Raw genomic sequence first — 16561 nt, 5'->3', positions numbered from 1 at the left:
CATGCCTGCCGCCTCGCAGGAGCATTATGCGCAGTGCGAGGAGCTTCTGCGGTCGCGCGATCGCGACCTCTGGCTCGCCTGTCTCTTCGCGCCGCAAGAGGCGCGCAGACACATCCACGCGCTCTATGCCTTCGCCCAGGAGGCCGCCGATGTCGGCGGCAAGGTCACGCAACCGCTGCTAGGCGAGATGCGGCTGCAGTGGTGGATTGACGCGCTGCAGGGCGACGCCGCGCAAGGCGAAGGCGCGCGCGCCAATCCCGTAGCCGATGCGCTTATCGACACGATTGAGCGTTTCGCCCTGCCCCGCGACGAATTCATCGCGCTGGCGGAGGCGCACATCTTCGATCTCTACGATGATGCGATGCCGACTTGGGCCGCGCTCGAAGATTATTGCCGCGCCACGACATCGGCCCCGATGCGCTGGGCGGCCCGTATTCTCGGCGCCGATCTTCAAGCGTCATCCACGCGGGCGTTCGATGAGGGGGGCGTCGCGCTTGGCTTGACGCGAACATTGTGCGCCTTCGCCGAGCGCCCCAACCAAGAGAAATTTCTGCCCGACGAAGCGTTCGCGCAAGACGGCGACCCCAAGGCTCGCCGGGAAGAGCTCCGCCTCGCTCTGAGGGAGACGGGGGCGCTGGCGCAGTCTCACTATGACGAGGCGCGACGTCTGGCGGAGAGTCTCGGCCCCGCCCGCGCCGCGCTGCTCCCTGCCGCGACCATTCCGCTTCATCTGGAGCGGCTCGCGCGAAACGATTACGATCCCTATCGCCCGGCCGGCGAACTCTCGCCGCTGCGTCGACAGTGGCGCATTTGGCGCGCGTCGCGCGGCGTCGGATTGTGATACGCGCCGGAAGCGGCGCCCTATGGACTGACTGAGATGACAACGCTCGAATATGAATACGACGCCCGGCGTTTGCGCATGGAGACGCTGCTCATGCTGCGCTGGGTGGCGATCGCCGGCCAGGCCGCCGCATGTCTCGGCGTTTATTTCATTCTTGGATTCGATTTTCCCGTCGGCCTCTGCTTCGTCTTCATCACCGCGTCGGCGACGCTCAATATCGGGATGCGCTTTGGCACGCCGCGCAGTTTCCGCCTCGGCGACGTCGAAGCCGCCGTGCTGCTCGGCTACGACATCATCCAGCTCGGCTTTCTGCTCTATCTCACCGGCGGACTGACCAACAGTTTCGCGATGCTGTTCCTGACGCCGGTGATCATCTCTTCGGTATCGCTGCCGAGCAATCTGACGCTGCTGCTCGGCATCGTCATGATTGCGGTCGCGACGGTGCTTGCGGTCGAATATTACCCTCTGCCCTGGCATCCCGACGAAAAGCTCACATTCCCGCTCCTCTACCGCGCCGGCATCTGGGCGGCGCTCGCGCTCAGCGCGGCGTTCATCGGCATTTACGCCGCGCGCGTGTCGGACGAAGCGCGGCTCTTGGCCGACGCGCTCGCCGCAACGGAACTGGTGCTCGAGCGCGAGCAGCACCTGTCGCAACTCGACGGCCTCGCCGCGGCGGCCGCGCATGAACTTGGCACTCCGCTCGCGACCATCACGCTCATCATCAGAGAGCTGCTGAAGTCCGCGCCGGAAAATGCGCCGGCGCTGCGCGACGATCTTAAGCTCCTGGCGCAAGAGACGGCGCGCTGCCGCGAGATATTGGGCAAGCTCGCCTCGCTCGGCGCGACGGATCAAAGCAGCGTCATGAACCTGCTGTCGATTGACACGCTGATCCAGGAAGTAGTCGAACCCCAACGCGAAATCGGGGTCGAAGTCGAGATCTCGAAAAGCGGTCCTCCAGACGGACCGGTGCTGACGCGCAATCCGGCCATTCTTTACGGCCTTGGCAATCTCGTTGAAAACGCCATGGACTTCGCCGCTTCGCGCGTAAAAATCGACGCCTGGTGGAGTCCAAGCTATGTGACGATAGCGATCCAGGACGATGGACCGGGCTTCCCTCCCGACATTCTCGATCGTCTGGGCGATCCTTATTTGAGGGGCCGGCCGACGGAACGGCGCACCAAGAATGATGCAGAATCGGGGCTTGGACTTGGTCTTTTCATCGCCAAGACGCTTCTGGAGCGATCGGGCGCCATCGTTGAAATAGGCAATGTTTCGCCGCCGCGAACCGGCGCCATCGTCAAAATCACCTGGCCGCGCGCAGCGCTCGAACCCGCGGCCGCCAAGCCAAGGATCCCACAGCAGGACAAATAGATCGACGCAAGGCGGCCGATAAGCTAGATTTGACAAAAATCACGGGTGGAAACACGCGATGTCGGCCGAAGAATTGAAGTCGGATCGAGAAGACGTCTCGGAGCCTGAGCAAATTGCATCCTTGCCGCAGGATCGCTCGTTGATGATCCTGGACGACGACAAGCCGTTTCTTGGAAGGCTGACTCGCGCCATGGAGGCGCGAGGCTTCGTCGTGACGCCGTGCGAAACGGTCGCCGAGGGTCTGGCGGCGCTCGAGTCGCACCCGCCGGCCTTCGCCATCATCGACATGCGGCTCAACGACGGCAATGGCCTCGACGTCATCTCCAAGCTGAAGGCGTCGCGCCCCGATGCGCGCGGAATCATCCTTACCGGCTACGGCAACATCGCCACTGCGGTGACCGCGGTTAAGCTCGGCGCCTTCGACTATTTAGCGAAGCCCGCCGACGCCGACGAAATCTATCACGCGTTGATGGCGACTCAGCTCGACAAACCGGACGCGCAAGAGAATCCAATGTCGGCCGACCGGGTGCGCTGGGAGCATATCCAACGGGTCTTCGAATCCTGCGACCGCAATGTTTCGGAGACGGCGCGGCGGCTCAACATGCATCGCCGTACGCTGCAACGCATTCTCGCCAAGCGCGCGCCCCGCTGACGCCGGCTTCAATTCGCCAGTTCGTCGCCGAAGGCCAGCATGCAGTAACGGTCCGCGGCCATCGCCGCAAAGCGTAACAGCATCGAACGTCGCCGAGCTGGGGCGAGCGGAAACGCTGGAGCTTCCCGCATAAGCAGGGCGCCATGCGCATCGGCGACGATCAGGCCCGCGTCTTCGGGAAAGATCGCCGGATCGAGCGACGAGGGAATCGCGAAATAGAACCGATCGCAAAAGCCGCGATACTGCGGCCATTTAAGATCGGCGCGATAATCGGCGTCACTCGACTTGACCTCGACGATACGCAAGATGCCGTCGGGCGCGAGTCCGATGAGATCAGCGCGCCGCCCGTTCGGCAAAGGCGCCTCGCAAACGACGGAGAAGCCGCAGGCCCGCAAATAGCGCCGGGCCCCGCGCGCCACGCGTCTCGTGGCGTCGACGCGCCCCTGGAGCGCCGCCGCGCCTTCTGTGTGAAAAACGGTCATATTTATGTCCTGCGCGGTTTCATCAGCTCAGCTTGGCGCGTCGCCAAAGCGCGCGCAACCATGATAGATTCGCCCGACTGGTCCGCCACATGGATTGTCGTATGAAACGGTTTCTCCTCGCCTGCTTCCTCGCGCTTGTCGCCGCAGCGACGCCTGTTCTGGGCGCCGAGCGCGTCGTCAATATTTTCAACTGGAGCGATTACATCGATCCAAGCGTGCTCGAAGACTTTACCCGAGAGACGGGGATCAAAGTCATTTACGACACCTATGACTCGAACGAAATGCTCGAAGCGCGGCTTCTCGCCGGCGACACGGGTTACGACGTCGTCGTGCCTTCGGCAACGTTCCTGCAGCGCGAAATTGCGGCGGGCGTGCTGCAGCCGATCGACAGAAGCAAGCTCGTCAACGCCCGCAACATATGGCCCGAGATCGACAGCAGACTTGCGCGTTTCGATCCGGGGAACCGTTACGCTATCAACTACATGTGGTACACGACCGGCGTCGCCTATGATGTCGCCAAAATCCAGGAACGGCTTGGCAAGCCGATAACGAGCTGGGAGCAAGTCCTTCGGCCGGAATCCTTAAAGAAGCTCGCCGACTGCGGCGTCTACATGCTCGATAGTCCCGAGGACATGTTGGCGATTGCGCTCAAATACCTGAAGCTCGATCCGAATTCTAAAAATCCCCAGGACCTCAAGCGCGCCGCCGACCTCCTGGGAAGCCTTCGCCGCTATGTGAAGAAGTTTCATTCCTCCGAATATATCAATGCGCTGGCGAACGGTGACATCTGCTTGGCCATTGGCTGGTCAGGCGACAGTCTGCAAGCGCGCAACCGCGCCCGCGAGGCCGGAACCGACGCCGATCTTGCCTATGTGATACCGAACGAAGGTTCGCTTCTCTCGCTCGACAATCTCGCGATTCCGCAGGACGCGCGGCACCTCAATGAAGCCTATCTCTTCATCGATTATCTGCTTCGTCCGGACGTCGCCGCGCGCAATTCGATCGCCACCAATTTCGCCAACGGCGTCGCGCCGTCGCGGCCGCTGATCGACAAGGCCGTGGCGAACGATCCGTCGGTATATCCGAGCGATCTGACGATGCGGCGCCTGTTCACTGTTGTCGCACCCGATCAGGCGACTCAGAAACTTATCACCCGAATGTGGACGATGGTGAAAACCGGACGATAAGACGGGGGCGCGCCTCCAGAGCCGGCGCGCGCTTCAAATTCTACTGCTCGTTCAATATCCGCTTCAGCAACTCGATGACTTCTGCGAGCCCCTTGTCCTTGGCGGCGAGTTCTTCGATCTTGCGCACCGCGTGCAGCACCGTGGTGTGATCGCGCCCGCCGAAGCGGCGGCCGATCTCAGGCAGCGAGCGCAGCGTCAGCACTTTCGAGAGATACATCGCGATTTGTCTCGGGCGCACCACATTAGCGGTGCGCCGGGACGATAAAATGTCGGCGCGCGAGATATTGTAGTGGCTCGCGACGAGCTTTTGGATGTCGTCGATTTTGACGCGCTTTGGGTCCTGCGTGCGAACGAGGTCGCGGATAGCGGTCTCTGCGGTCTCGACAGTCAGCGGCGCCCCGGTCAGAGTGGCGTGCGCAAGAAGCCGGTTGATCGCGCCCTCAAGATCGCGACCGTTCGTGACAATGGTGCGCGCGACATAGGAAATGACCTCCGGCGGCACGTGGAAATCGGAGTGCGACTCCTTTGCCGACGAAATTCGCGCGGAGAGGATCTTTACGCGCAAGGCCTCATCGAGAGGCCCGATGTCCACACAGAGCCCGCCCTTGAATCGCGACAATACGCGTTCGTCGAGCGTATCGAGCTCCGATGGCGGCCGATCGGCGGCGACGACCACCTGACGGCCGGCGTCGATCAGCGCATTGAGCGTGTGACAGAATTCCTGCTGGATCGATTTGCCTTGCAAGAACTGAACGTCGTCGATGATCAGCATGTCGATGCCGCGCAATTTTTCCTTGAAGGCCAACGACGTCTGAGCGGTAAGCGAAGAGACGAAGCCGCTCATGAACCGCTCGGCTGTCAGATAGATCGCGTTGCGGCGATTGTCGTTCGACGCATGCGCCAGCGCCTGCAGGAGGTGTGTTTTCCCGAGGCCGACCGCCGCGTGGGCATAAAGCGGGTTGAACATCGGAAGGTCGCCGGGGCGCGACTCGGCGACACGGCAGGCGGCGGCGTAGGCGAGCTGGTTCGACGGGCCGACAAGGAAGGTCGAGAAAGATAAGCGGCGATCGAGCGGCGAGCCAACGAATGCATCGGCGTCGTGACGCGAAGCAATCGGGCGAACGGCGCGCCTCCTGTTCGTTTCGCTAGCCGCCTCAAAGGCAGGCGCCAGCGATGCGACAGCGCGCTCGGCATTATGCTGTCCGTTGGACTCGCATGGCTCCGCGCCGTCCTCGCGCGCGCGGGGCTTGCGGACGGGCGAGCGCACGTCGATAACGACGCGCTCCACTTTGGAGAATTCGCCCGCCACGCGCGCCTTGATGCGCGGCGCATAATGCGACTGCACCCAGCTCTTCAGGAATTTGGTGGGCACCGTCAGATGTACGGCCCCGCCATCGATACGCTCGAGCTCCAATCTCGTGAACCAGGAATTGTAAACGGCGTCGCCGAGATCAGTCCTCAGTCTGTGACGAACTCGATCCCATTTCGAACGATCCTCTGGAGAAACGCCATCGCTTGCCAATTGCTCTCTATGATCAGACATATCAGACCTTTTTTCCGAAACGCGCGCCAAGAAGCGAACCCCTCGGCGAGGAACGCCGCAGGCGCTGATCGAAAGGAACCTAACTGAATCGAGTAATCGCCGCGGCGGACGGCGCTAGATGAGAAGTCGTGAAGGCGGCCCAATCGCGAGCCGCGCACAACTACTGACGTTGGCCTGCCGCGTTAAACAGACTCTGCCATGCGCAGCGAACGATCGCGGAATAAAACGATCGCTGATGCTGCGCACTCCCTGGACTGTCCCGGCCAACCGCCCTTTCGCCATGACAAAATCTCCCTCGTCCGGGATCGACAAAATCCCGGAATTAAACGCGCGTCGCAATTAACGAACTCTACGCTACGCCCTTGCGAACTGATCACTGAGTTTTCAAATCGAACGGCTGGAAAGCGGCAATGCGTCTCGCCCTCGGCTCATCCGCGCCGGAGAACGCTGGTCGTTCCCCTTGCTGTTGCGCGCTTTGTGAAAACCGACGCCGACCGCCTTTCGTTCGACCATTCAAGGCTACACGCGAGCGCCATCACACGCAACGACGCTTGTGATTAAATCTGTCACATTAATTTGGATTTTGTAGCATGGCGCCACAAAGCTTTTGTCATGCTTCGCTATAAGCTGATGATTCATGGCCCTTAAAAATCCACTGGCCAAATGTGCATTCCGGCTGCGCGATAAGCAGCCGCCCGCGTTCATAGCAGGTCAAAAAAACTGTCAAGAGCCCCTCTTTTTCCCTTTCGTGACAGCTTAATTGCAAGGGATTGAATCGGGAGAATTTTGAATGTTCACGTATTATCACTACAAAAAATTTTTTTTATCGTGTCATCAGCCCGTCATGCGACGATTTGGCCGCTACGTTAGGCGCAAAAAAAAGCCCGGCTCTGCCGGGCTTGGAGATTGTTGCGTCGCCGAGGCGGCGAAGCGTCTTTACGCCTGCGCGGCCAGCGCTTTCACCCGCGCCGTCAATCGCGAAACCTTCCGCGAGGCCGTGTTCTTATGAATGACGCCCGTCTGCGCGGCGCGCATCACAATCGGAACGGCGTTTTGCAGCGCGTCGGCCGCCACCGCCGCATCTCCCGAGGCGATCGCCTCTTCGACCTTGCGCACGAAAGTGCGCATGCGGCTGCGACGCGCCCGATTGATCGAGGTGCGGCGCGCGATCTTGCGAACGGCTTTCTTGGCCGAACTCGTATTGGCCATGCTTTGCGTGTCCTTGAAAAAGACGGCGATTCCGCCGCCCAAAAACCAAAGGGCCGCGAAATCGCGGCCAAGTGGCGGGTTTATAAGCGCGGCGCGGGCCCCGCGTCAATGGCCGCCTAGCGATTGGCGAAGGCCGGCTTCCGCTTCTCGACGAAGGCGCTCATGCCTTCTTTTTGGTCATCCGTGGCGAAAAGCGAATAGAAGAGCCCCCGCTCGTGCCGAATTCCTTCGGCGAGCGTCGCCTCGAAAGCGCGGTTGACCGCCTCCTTGGCCATGAGAACCGCGGGAAGCGACAGGGACGCGATGGTCGCGGCGGTCTTGATCGCCTCGGCGAGCAGATCCGCGGCCGGGACGATCCGCGCGACCAGGCCGGCCCGCTCCGCCTCCTCCGCTCCCATCATCCGGCCGGTAAGAATGAGGTCCATCGCCTTCGCCTTGCCGACGGCGCGAGTTAAGCGCTGCGTGCCGCCAGCGCCTGGTATAACGCCAAGCTTGATTTCCGGCTGTCCAAAGACCGCCGTGTCCGCTGCGAGAATGAAGTCGCACATCATCGCGATTTCGCAGCCGCCTCCCAGCGCGAACCCGGCGACGGCGGCGATGATCGGCTTGCGCGCGCGCGCCACGACGTCCCACCGGCCGATGAAATCGTCGAGAAAGGCGTCGATGAATTTCTTGTCGCGCATTTCCTTGATGTCGGCGCCTGCGGCAAAGGCCTTCTCGGACCCCGTCAGGACCATGCAGCCAACGCCATCATTGGACTCAAACGCCGAAAGCGCGTCGTCGAGCTCGGCGATCAGTCGGGCGTTCAGCGCATTGAGCGCTTCTGGCCGGTTGAGCCGGATCAGTCCAACTCGACCCTGCGTCTCGACTTGAATGGTTTCATAGGACATACGCGCCTCCTTCCGGCGGCTTCGCCGGCTTGCGCGCTTCATATCTCAAAATCGCCGCTCGCGTCCGGCCTTTCTCCAAAACCATGCGCGACCGCGCGGGCGTGCAGATTGTCGAGCGTCACATCGTCGAGCCGCCGTAACGCGCTCTCCTCAGCATCGGCGATGACCGGCTCGAGCACCGCCGAGAGCAGCGGCGGCGCGACGTCTGGCGCCTCCTCCTCCGCGCGCAATGCGACGCGAACGATTTCGCCGACCGACAAACGGCGCCTCTCGCGCGCCAGCGCATAGCCGCCCGCAGGCCCTCTGACGCTTTTAAGAATCCCGGCCCGCACCAGAGCCTGCAAAATCGTCTCCAATCGTCGCGGCGGGAGATCATGACGCGCGGCGAGCTGCTTTGACGACACCGGCCGACCACGCGCATGAAGCGCGACGTCGAGCGTCGCCATGAGCGCGAAGCGGGCGGCGCGCGGCAGAAGCTTCATGGCGCGCCTTCTCCGCCCAGTCCCGTCGACCCGAAGCCGCCGGCGCCGCGCGACGTTGCGTCAAGATCGTCGACCTCAACAAGCGTCACATGCGTGACCGGCGCAATAACGAGCTGCGCGATGCGCATGCCGCGCACAATCTCAAAGGGTTGCGCCCCGAGATTGATCAGAAGCGTTTTGATCTCGCCGCGATAGTCGCTGTCGATGGTGCCTGGGGCGTTGAGAATGGTGACGCCGCGCTCGACGGCCAAGCCCGAGCGCGGGCGAACCTGCCCCTCATAGCCTCGCGGCAACGCAATCGAGAGTCCCGTAGGAACGAGATCGCGCGCGCCGGGCTCCAGCACCAGCTTTTGACCCGGCGCGAGCGCGGCATAGAGATCGATGCCCGCCGCTCCCTCGCTGGCGTAAGCCGGCGACGGCAGATTCTCGGCGTTCGGCAGTCGGCGGATCGCGACTTTCATGGCGTCGCCCCGGCGCGGATCATCTGCGCGAGGCGCGCCACAAGCCGTTCTGCGAGATCCTCCTTGCGAAGCCGCGGCCAATCCTCGACGCCAGAGCGCGTAACGAGATGGGCTTCGTTGGTCGCGCCGCCGAAAACGTCCGTTCCCTCGCTGACGTCATTGGCGACGATGAGATCGCATCCCTTTCGCGCGAGCTTCTCTTGCGCATGGCGGATAAGGTCGCTGGTTTCGGCTGCAAAGCCGACGACGAGGCGCGGACGCCGCAGTCCCTGTGAGACGGTCGCGAGAATGTCGGGATTTTCAACGAGTGACAGAGAAGGAGCGCCGCACTCGCCCTTCTTGATCTTGTCGCGCGCCGGCTCGATACGCCAGTCGGCGACGGCCGCCGCGGCGATGAATATATCCGCAGGAAGCGTAGCCTCCACGGCGGTGAGCATGTCTCGCGCACTCTTTATATGTATAACCTCGCAACCGGGCGGATCGGACAGCGCGACGGGCCCTGAAACCAGCGTCACACGCGCGCCGGCGCGCGCCGCCGCCACCGCGATGGCGTGGCCTTGCCGACCTGACGATCGGTTGGCGATATAGCGCACCGGATCGATCGGCTCATGAGTGGGACCGGACGTCACGACGACATGCAGGCCTTCAAGCGCGCCGCCGCGCGCCAAAAGTCCTTCGGGCGCCGGCAATCGAGTATCCTGCTTCAGCGCAGTCTCGATCGCTTCGACAATCTCGAGAGGCTCGCTCATGCGCCCGGGCCCATATTCGCCGCAAGCCATGTCGCCGACATTCGGTCCGACAAACCAGGCGCCGTCGCCATGGAGGGTCGAGACATTGCGCTGCGTCGCAGGATGAAGCCACATGCGCACATTCATCGCCGGCGCATAAAGAACGCGCTTGTCGGTCGCAAGCAGCAAGGTGGTCGCGAGATCGTCGCATAGACCTCGCGCCGCACGCGCCATTATATGCGCCGTCGCCGGCGCAACGACGATAAGGTCCGCGTCGCGCGAGAGCTGGATATGCCCCACCTCCTGCTCGTCGATCGCGGAGAAGAGATCGTCATAGACTTTCTCATTGGCGACGCTGACGAAGGCGAGCGGAGTCACGAACTCCTTGGCCGCTGCGGTCATGACGACGCGCACCCGCGCGCCTCGTTCGCGCAGACGCCGAACGAGATCGAGCGACTTGTATGCGGCGATCCCCCCGCCGACAATCAGCAAGACGCGCTTAGCCGCAAGGCTTTGCGCATGACCCACGCCCGCCACTGAAAAACTCCGATCGCCGCAGCCGGAGAATACAGATTTTACCGGCAAGGCCAAACGGCTTCGCTCGTCCAAAAAACGAGAATTTTGTCGCGTGGGAGGCGCTTTGCGCCGCTGTGACGACTTGCCGGCATGCGGCGCGTCGTCGCGCAGGCCCGCAGTCCGCCTAGGCGGCGCACTCCTTCGATTAGACCTTTCGCGGCGCAATGGTAGTGTGCGCCGGGTCGCCCGGCGCCCAGCCTATGTCATACGGAAAGAAATGATGCGCGCAGCGCCGCTTAGCCTTTGCCCGCGTGTTCTTGCGCTCGCTCTCGTCTTGATCGCCTTCGCAACCGAATGCGCAGCCCGGCCCTTATCTTCGGCTCAGCCCGTTATCGTCAGCCCCGACGCCACGACATCCGCCCCGGCGGAAAGACTCGCCATTCGTGGACGCACGCTCATTCCGCTGCATTCGACGCTCATTGGGCAAGGCGGCGTGACGCGGCTGAACTTCTCCGGCGCGCTCTCTATTCATAACGCCTCGGCTACGAACATTCTGGCGATCGACAAGATCGAATATCGCAGCGGCTCGGGGCAATTGATTGAAAGCTACTTGAACGAGCCGCTTTATCTGAAGCCCTATGCCTCTCTGCAGGTGATCATTGCCCAAGATGACGTTCGCGGCGGAACGGGCGCGAGTTTCACAGTCGATTGGTCGAACGTTGAAGGTTCGGACGAACCTTTGATCGAAGCCGTCATGACGTCCTACACCGGGCCTCACAGCTACGCCATCCTCTCGCCGGGCCGCCGCGTTTCCAGGCCACAATGATCGTCAGCGCGCGTGCGCCGCATCGCTTCGGCGGGACAGTGTCGTGATGACGGTCGCGATCAAGAACGCGCCGCGCGTGCGCCGTCTGACGCTCAGTGATTTCCGATCTTATGCGGCGCTCGATTGCCGGTTCGAGTCGCCGATGATTGCGCTTTTTGGCGAGAATGGAGCCGGCAAAACCAATTTGCTCGAAGCCCTGTCGTTGTTCTCGCCCGGCCGCGGCCTACGTCGCGCGGAGCTTGCCGAATGCGCAAGACGCGGCGGTTCCGGCGGTTTCGCCGGCTCGATCGAAGTCGAGATCGACGGCGCGACGACGCAGCTCGGGCACGGGCTGACAGCGTCGGGCGAGCGACTTTTCCGTATCGATCGCGAGCCTGCGACGTCAGCGCGCGCCTTTGCCGATTACGTACGCGTGCTCTGGCTCACCCCAGCGATGGATGGGCTGTTTTCGGGGCCAGCGGGCGAGCGCCGACGCTTTTTGGACCGGCTGGCGCTCGGCGTCGACGCCGAGCACGGCGCGCGGGCCAATAGGCTGGAGCGTGCGCTGCGCAATCGAAACCGGCTTCTCGAAGAAGGCGTTTCGGACCGGCGCTGGCTCGACGCCGCAGAACAAGAAATCGCTGCGCTTGGCGTTGCGGTAGCCGCCGCCAGACGCGAGACCGTCTCGCGGCTTGCTACGCTGATCGCCGCTGGCCGCAACGACGCTTCGTCGTTTCCCTGGGCGGACGTGACGATCGAAGGCGAGCTGGAGCAGCGTCTCGGGCTTGAGCCTGCGCTCGTCGTCGAAGAATGGTATCGCGGCGAACTCGCGGCGTTGCGCCGCCGCGACGCCGCCGCCGGACGCACCTTAATCGGTCCGCAGGCGAGCGACCTGGCTGTGCGGCATGGCCCCAAGAATGAAGCGGCGCGCGCCTGTTCGACCGGCGAGCAGAAAGCGCTGCTGATGGGGCTCACGCTGGCGCACGCCAAGCTGGTCGATGCGATGACTGGCCAGGCGCCGATCCTCCTGCTCGATGAGGTCGCGGCGCATTTCGATGTGAAGCGCCGCGAGGCGCTCTACGACGAACTGCAGGCGCTTGGCGGACAGGTCTGGATGACCGGCGCCGACCCCGCGCTGTTTGAGCCCTTGTGGGGTCGCGCCGAACTTCTGCTCGTGACTCCCGGACGAATAACCTCAGCGTAGAAACCGCTCGGACCTTGATGATGGCGTCGCGCGGTGGCGCCGAGGTTGCAACGGCTGCGCAACCCTCCAGAGGCATCAATGAAATTCTACATGACGCCGGGCTCCTGTTCGACCGGCATTCACATCCTTCTCGAAGAGATCGGCCTTGTTTTCGAAGCCTATGTGCTCAATCTGCCGCGCGGCGACCATTTGAAGCCGGAATATCTGGCGATCAATCCCCACGGCACGATCCCGACGCTCGTGCGCGACGATGGTACGGCGCTGACAGATTTCGTCAGCATTGCGACGTGGCTGGCGCAGACCTACCCGCGGCGGAAGCTTCTGCCCTCCGAGCCCACACGGGCGCAAGAAGCGTTCGCGATGCTCGTTTTCTGTACCGGCCACATCCACGGCGACGGTTTTCGCCGCGTCTTCACGCCAGAGCGCTATGGCGACGAGCGGGAGCAAATCATCGCCGAAGGGCGCGCCATCGCCGAAGCGGCCTTTCAAACAGTGAACGCCGAACTCGCCGGCCGCGACTATGTGGCGGGCGACTTCTCCATCGCCGACGCGGCCCTGTTCTATGTCGAATTCTGGGCCGACAAGACGGGCATGACGCTGCCGCCGAACTGCGCTGCGCACTACCAGCGCATGAAGTCGCGCGCCGCGGTCCGCCAAGTGCTCGCCGAGGAAGGATACCACTGACGCGCGAATCGTCGAATTGGACCTATCCGATTGATTCGAAAGGGTAGAAAAAGGCGCATGGCGCCGCCTTTTTTCGTGCATCGAGCCGCCGTTCGCAGTATATTGTTCTAGCTACGAATCATGCGATTTTTCGCCCCCTCGAAACCACGGAAATTATGAGCAACGACGACGCCGAAATCCCGGCCGGCGATCCCAACGCCTATGGCGCCGACTCCATTCGTGTGCTGCGCGGCCTCGACGCCGTGCGCAAGCGCCCCGGCATGTATATCGGCGACACCGACGACGGCACCGGCCTCCATCACATGGTCTATGAGGTCGTTGACAACGCCATCGACGAGGCGCTTGCCGGCCATGCGACCGATGTCGCCGTGACGCTCAACGCCGACGGCTCCTGCACGGTGACGGACAACGGCCGCGGCGTTCCGACCGGCATCCACAAGGAGGAAGGCGTCTCGGCCGCCGAGGTCATCATGACCCAGCTCCACGCCGGCGGTAAGTTCGACCAGAATTCCTATAAGGTCTCCGGCGGCCTGCACGGCGTCGGCGTCTCGGTCGTCAACGCGCTCTCCGTCTGGCTGAAGCTGCGCATCTGGCAGGATGGGCGCGAGCATTTCATGGAGTTCTCCAACGGCGACGCGGTCGCGCCACTCGCCGTCGTCGGCGACGCGCCGGTCGAGAACGGCAAGGCCAAGCGCGGCACCGAAGTGACCTTCCTGCCCTCGCCCGTGACCTTCACGATGACCGAGTTCGATTATGCGACGATCGAGCATCGTCTGCGCGAACTCGCCTTCCTCAATTCCGGCGTGCGCATCGTTCTTACTGACGCGCGCCATGCCGAGGTTAAACGCGAAGAGCTTTTTTACGAAGGCGGACTCGAAGCTTTCGTGCGCTGGCTCGACCGCGCCAAGACGCCGCTCGTCTCCGCGCCGATCCTCATCGACGGCCAGCGCGACCATATCAGCGTCGAAGTCGCGCTATGGTGGAACGACAGCTATCACGAGAATGTGCTGGCCTTCACCAACAACATTCCGCAACGCGACGGCGGTACGCATCTCGCGGGTTTCCGCGGCGCGCTGACGCGCCAGATCACCGGCTATGCCGAATCCTCAGGCCTCGCCAAGCGCGAGAAGGTCGATCTCACCGGCGACGACTGCCGCGAGGGCTTAACCTGCGTCCTGTCGGTGAAAGTGCCGGACCCGAAATTCTCCTCGCAGACGAAGGACAAGCTCGTCTCTTCGGAAGTGCGGCCGGCGGTCGAGAACGTCGTCAATGAAATGCTCGGCCAATGGCTGGAGGAACATCCCGCCGAAGCCAAGAACGTCGTCTCCAAGGTCGTCGAAGCGGCGGCGGCGCGCGAGGCGGCGCGCAAGGCGCGCGAATTGACGCGCCGCAAGGGCGCGCTCGACGTCGCCAATCTTCCAGGCAAGCTCGCCGACTGTCAGGAGCGCGATCCGGCAAAGTCCGAACTCTTCATCGTCGAGGGCGACTCGGCCGGCGGCACGGCGAAACAGGGTCGCAATCGCGAATTCCAGGCGGTGCTGCCGCTGCGCGGCAAAATCCTCAATGTCGAGCGCGCGCGTTTCGACAAGATGCTGTCGTCGGAGCAGATCGGCACGCTGATCACCGCGCTTGGCACAGGCGTCGGCCGTGACGAATTCAACGCCGACAAGCTGCGCTATCACAAGATCATCATCATGACCGACGCCGACGTCGACGGCGCCCATATTCGCACGCTGATCTTGACCTTCTTCTACCGGCAGATGCCGGAGCTCATCGAACGCGGACATGTCTTCATCGCACAGGCGCCGCTCTACAAGGTGACGCGCGGCAAGTCGACGCAATATCTCAAAGACGAACGCGCGCTTGAGGATTACCTGATCGAAAGCCTGCTCGACGGCGCCGTGCTGCGCGCGGGTTCGGAAGATCGCGCCGGCGCCGATCTGCGCAAGGTTCTCGAAGACGCGCGCGGTTTCCGCAATGTGATGCTGAGCCTGCATTCGCGCTATGACCGCGCCGTCGTCGAACAGGCGGCGATGGCCGGCGATCTGACGCCGCAGACCGACGAAGCGACGGCGAAGCGCTTCGCCGACGAAGTCGCGCGCCGTCTCGACGCCATTTCAGAGGAGACCGAGCGCGGCTGGTCGGGCGAGGTTCGCGATGGCGGCCAAAGTCTCGAATATGTCTTCAAGCGAACGTTGCGCGGCGTGACGCACGCCGTGACGCTCGACGCTTCGCTTTTGAATTCGAGCGAGGCGCGCAAGCTCCATGAGCGCGCCGAAAGCCTGCGTGAAATTTTCGCCGGGCCGGCGACTCTGATCCGGCGGGGCGACGAGGCCTCGCTCTCAGGACCGCTCGCGCTTTACGACGCGATGAACGCCGTCGGCCGCAAGGGCCTGACGATCCAGCGCTACAAAGGGCTCGGCGAAATGAACGCCGAGCAGCTCTGGGAGACGACTCTCGATCGCGACGCGCGTTCGCTGTTGCAGGTGAAGGTGAAGGAAGCCGCCGAAGCCGATGATATTTTCGTCAAGCTGATGGGCGACGTCGTGGAGCCTCGGCGCGAATTCATTCAGGAGAATGCGCTGAGCGTCGCCAATTTGGATGTGTGAGCGGCGCCGGGCTCTCGTACTAAGGCCCTCATCCTGAGGAGCGCGCAAAGCGCGCGTCTCGAAGGACGAGGGCCCATCTCCACGAAGCGCCCTGTCAGCATCGCAGCCCTCGTGCTTCGAGACGGTGCCTTTCAGGCGCCTCCTCAGCATGAGGACTGCTTGTTGAAGCCCCCTGTCCTGCAGGAATTTCTCTGGCCTACAGGCGCTCTCATCGTCATACGAAAAAGAAAACTTGTCTTGTTCCCATGAGCTAAAGACATAAATCTGGAGATCGGTCTGACCCAAGCCCGTTATCCGGAGCAGCATGATGCCCAGCGAAGCGATGCGGCTGAAGGCCGGCGACGCGCTCATCGTCTTGGACGTGCAGCGCGATTTCTGCGCTGGCGGCGCGCTGGAAGTCGTCGACGCCGACAAGATTGTCCCTGTAGTGAACGGGCTGATCGAGGAGGCGGTCGTTGCCGGCGTTCCTGTGTTTGCCTCGCGCGACTGGCATCCCCCAGGCCATGCGAGCTTTCGAGAGTCTGGCGGACCATGGCCAGCGCACTGCGTTCAGGGCAGCGCGGGCGCTGAGTTCCATTCCGATCTGCGCCTGCCCGAGCGCGCGATCATCATCGCCAAAGGAGCAGCGCCAGAGCGCGACCAGCTTTCCGCATTCAACGCGACGGGACTGGCGGATCGTCTGCGCGATCTCAACGTGCGTCGTCTGCTGATCGTCGGATTGGCGCTCGACGTTTGCGTGCGCGACTCCGCGCTCGACGCCATTGCGGAAGGGTTTGAGACGCATGTGCGTCTGTCCGGCTCCCGCCCCATCACAGCGGAAGGCGGAAGAGACGCCGTCGAAAAGATGTGCAAGGCCGGCGTTATCATCGAAGAGCGCTGAAATCCAGAGGCCGATTG

Annotated in this window: 16 protein-coding genes; 9 read left to right on the top strand and 7 right to left on the bottom strand. The window is 62.8% G+C overall.

The annotated features are described in order from the left end of the window. The first annotated feature begins 1 nt into the window (after nucleotide 1). The 3 genes from FEV16_RS04155 to FEV16_RS04145 are packed head-to-tail and all read left to right on the top strand — an operon-like array spanning nucleotide 2 to nucleotide 2864. Nucleotides 2-841 carry a phytoene/squalene synthase family protein gene (locus tag FEV16_RS04155; RefSeq protein WP_138166299.1) on the top strand — a complete coding sequence of 280 codons (840 nt, stop codon included), beginning with the start codon at nucleotides 2-4 and terminating at the stop codon, nucleotides 839-841. A 36-nt stretch (nucleotides 842-877) separates the two neighbouring features. Beyond that, a complete protein-coding gene (locus tag FEV16_RS04150; protein ID WP_138166298.1) occupies nucleotides 878-2212 on the top strand; it encodes an ActS/PrrB/RegB family redox-sensitive histidine kinase in 1335 nt (444 codons plus the stop codon). A 58-nt stretch (nucleotides 2213-2270) separates the two neighbouring features. After that, the gene (locus FEV16_RS04145; RefSeq protein WP_138166297.1) at nucleotides 2271-2864 is read left to right on the top strand and encodes an ActR/PrrA/RegA family redox response regulator transcription factor; all 594 of its coding nucleotides are present in this window, start codon (nucleotides 2271-2273) and stop codon (nucleotides 2862-2864) included. 8 nt (nucleotides 2865-2872) lie between these two features. On the opposite strand, the gene FEV16_RS04140 is transcribed toward FEV16_RS04145, so the two are convergent. Beyond that, nucleotides 2873-3346, bottom strand: a complete 474-nt coding sequence (locus FEV16_RS04140; RefSeq protein WP_138166296.1) for an MmcB family DNA repair protein — start codon at nucleotides 3344-3346, stop codon at nucleotides 2873-2875. Nucleotides 3347-3447: 101 nt separating this feature from the next. Here FEV16_RS04140 and FEV16_RS04135 point away from each other — a divergent pair, with 101 nt between their 5' ends. After that, nucleotides 3448-4533 (top strand): polyamine ABC transporter substrate-binding protein, encoded by a 1086-nt coding sequence (locus FEV16_RS04135; RefSeq protein ID WP_138166295.1) that lies wholly within the window; start codon nucleotides 3448-3450, stop codon nucleotides 4531-4533. Nucleotides 4534-4573: 40 nt separating this feature from the next. Here FEV16_RS04135 and dnaA read toward each other — a convergent pair whose 3' ends face one another. The 6 genes from dnaA to coaBC form a co-directional block, all read right to left on the bottom strand. Beyond that, nucleotides 4574-6076: a chromosomal replication initiator protein DnaA gene (gene dnaA, locus FEV16_RS04130; protein ID WP_138166294.1), complete on the bottom strand. Its 1503-nt coding sequence runs from the start codon at nucleotides 6074-6076 to the stop codon at nucleotides 4574-4576. 936 nt (nucleotides 6077-7012) lie between these two features. Next, a complete protein-coding gene (gene rpsT / locus FEV16_RS04125; protein ID WP_138166293.1) occupies nucleotides 7013-7285 on the bottom strand; it encodes a 30S ribosomal protein S20 in 273 nt (90 codons plus the stop codon). 116 nt (nucleotides 7286-7401) lie between these two features. After that, entirely contained in the window at nucleotides 7402-8175 is a 774-nt protein-coding gene (locus tag FEV16_RS04120) for an enoyl-CoA hydratase (protein WP_138166291.1), read from the bottom strand. 38 nt (nucleotides 8176-8213) lie between these two features. Continuing rightward, nucleotides 8214-8657: an Rrf2 family transcriptional regulator gene (locus FEV16_RS04115; protein ID WP_138166290.1), complete on the bottom strand. Its 444-nt coding sequence runs from the start codon at nucleotides 8655-8657 to the stop codon at nucleotides 8214-8216. Continuing rightward, nucleotides 8654-9118 carry a dUTP diphosphatase gene (dut, locus tag FEV16_RS04110; RefSeq protein ID WP_138166289.1) on the bottom strand — a complete coding sequence of 155 codons (465 nt, stop codon included), beginning with the start codon at nucleotides 9116-9118 and terminating at the stop codon, nucleotides 8654-8656. The genes FEV16_RS04115 and dut overlap by 4 nt, the downstream gene beginning before the upstream one ends. Next, nucleotides 9115-10383, bottom strand: a complete 1269-nt coding sequence (coaBC, locus tag FEV16_RS04105; RefSeq protein ID WP_138166287.1) for a bifunctional phosphopantothenoylcysteine decarboxylase/phosphopantothenate--cysteine ligase CoaBC — start codon at nucleotides 10381-10383, stop codon at nucleotides 9115-9117. The genes dut and coaBC overlap by 4 nt, the downstream gene beginning before the upstream one ends. 256 nt (nucleotides 10384-10639) lie before the next feature. On the opposite strand from coaBC, the gene FEV16_RS04100 reads away from it, so the two are divergent. From FEV16_RS04100 to FEV16_RS04080, 5 genes are all read left to right on the top strand, one after another. Then, nucleotides 10640-11188 (top strand): DUF3124 domain-containing protein, encoded by a 549-nt coding sequence (locus FEV16_RS04100; protein ID WP_210234860.1) that lies wholly within the window; start codon nucleotides 10640-10642, stop codon nucleotides 11186-11188. A 46-nt stretch (nucleotides 11189-11234) separates the two neighbouring features. Then, nucleotides 11235-12371, top strand: coding sequence for a DNA replication/repair protein RecF (recF, locus tag FEV16_RS04095; protein ID WP_246657160.1), 1137 nt, complete (start codon nucleotides 11235-11237; stop codon nucleotides 12369-12371). 78 nt (nucleotides 12372-12449) lie between these two features. Continuing rightward, a complete protein-coding gene (locus FEV16_RS04090; protein WP_138166285.1) occupies nucleotides 12450-13055 on the top strand; it encodes a glutathione S-transferase N-terminal domain-containing protein in 606 nt (201 codons plus the stop codon). A 155-nt stretch (nucleotides 13056-13210) separates the two neighbouring features. After that, the gene (gene gyrB, locus FEV16_RS04085) at nucleotides 13211-15664 is read left to right on the top strand and encodes a DNA topoisomerase (ATP-hydrolyzing) subunit B (RefSeq protein ID WP_138166284.1); all 2454 of its coding nucleotides are present in this window, start codon (nucleotides 13211-13213) and stop codon (nucleotides 15662-15664) included. Nucleotides 15665-15968: 304 nt separating this feature from the next. Further along, nucleotides 15969-16544: an isochorismatase family protein gene (locus tag FEV16_RS04080; protein ID WP_246657159.1), complete on the top strand. Its 576-nt coding sequence runs from the start codon at nucleotides 15969-15971 to the stop codon at nucleotides 16542-16544. Nucleotides 16545-16561: the final 17 nt, after the last annotated feature.

This window comes from Methylocystis sp. B8 (assembly GCF_005771425.1).
Taxonomy (GTDB): Bacteria; Pseudomonadota; Alphaproteobacteria; order Rhizobiales; family Beijerinckiaceae; genus Methylocystis.
The sequence above is the reverse complement of the archived record's forward strand: the minus strand, read 5'-3'. Positions and strand labels throughout refer to the sequence as shown.

Excerpts from the sequence above, each read along its gene's own strand:
- FEV16_RS04140 (WP_138166296.1), bottom strand. The coding sequence starts at position 3,346 with ATGACCGTTTTTCACACAGAAGGCGCGGCGGCGCTCCAGGGGCGCGTC.
- FEV16_RS04100 (WP_210234860.1), top strand. The coding sequence starts at position 10,640 with ATGATGCGCGCAGCGCCGCTTAGCCTTTGCCCGCGTGTTCTTGCGCTC.
- FEV16_RS04080 (WP_246657159.1), top strand. The coding sequence starts at position 15,969 with ATGATGCCCAGCGAAGCGATGCGGCTGAAGGCCGGCGACGCGCTCATC.
- FEV16_RS04120 (WP_138166291.1), bottom strand. The coding sequence starts at position 8,175 with ATGTCCTATGAAACCATTCAAGTCGAGACGCAGGGTCGAGTTGGACTG.
- FEV16_RS04090 (WP_138166285.1), top strand. The coding sequence starts at position 12,450 with ATGAAATTCTACATGACGCCGGGCTCCTGTTCGACCGGCATTCACATC.
- dut (WP_138166289.1), bottom strand. The coding sequence starts at position 9,118 with ATGAAAGTCGCGATCCGCCGACTGCCGAACGCCGAGAATCTGCCGTCG.
- FEV16_RS04150 (WP_138166298.1), top strand. The coding sequence starts at position 878 with ATGACAACGCTCGAATATGAATACGACGCCCGGCGTTTGCGCATGGAG.
- dnaA (WP_138166294.1), bottom strand. The coding sequence starts at position 6,076 with ATGTCTGATCATAGAGAGCAATTGGCAAGCGATGGCGTTTCTCCAGAG.
- FEV16_RS04155 (WP_138166299.1), top strand. The coding sequence starts at position 2 with ATGCCTGCCGCCTCGCAGGAGCATTATGCGCAGTGCGAGGAGCTTCTG.
- recF (WP_246657160.1), top strand. The coding sequence starts at position 11,235 with ATGACGGTCGCGATCAAGAACGCGCCGCGCGTGCGCCGTCTGACGCTC.
- rpsT (WP_138166293.1), bottom strand. The coding sequence starts at position 7,285 with ATGGCCAATACGAGTTCGGCCAAGAAAGCCGTTCGCAAGATCGCGCGC.
- FEV16_RS04135 (WP_138166295.1), top strand. The coding sequence starts at position 3,448 with ATGAAACGGTTTCTCCTCGCCTGCTTCCTCGCGCTTGTCGCCGCAGCG.
- FEV16_RS04115 (WP_138166290.1), bottom strand. The coding sequence starts at position 8,657 with ATGAAGCTTCTGCCGCGCGCCGCCCGCTTCGCGCTCATGGCGACGCTC.
- gyrB (WP_138166284.1), top strand. The coding sequence starts at position 13,211 with ATGAGCAACGACGACGCCGAAATCCCGGCCGGCGATCCCAACGCCTAT.
- FEV16_RS04145 (WP_138166297.1), top strand. The coding sequence starts at position 2,271 with ATGTCGGCCGAAGAATTGAAGTCGGATCGAGAAGACGTCTCGGAGCCT.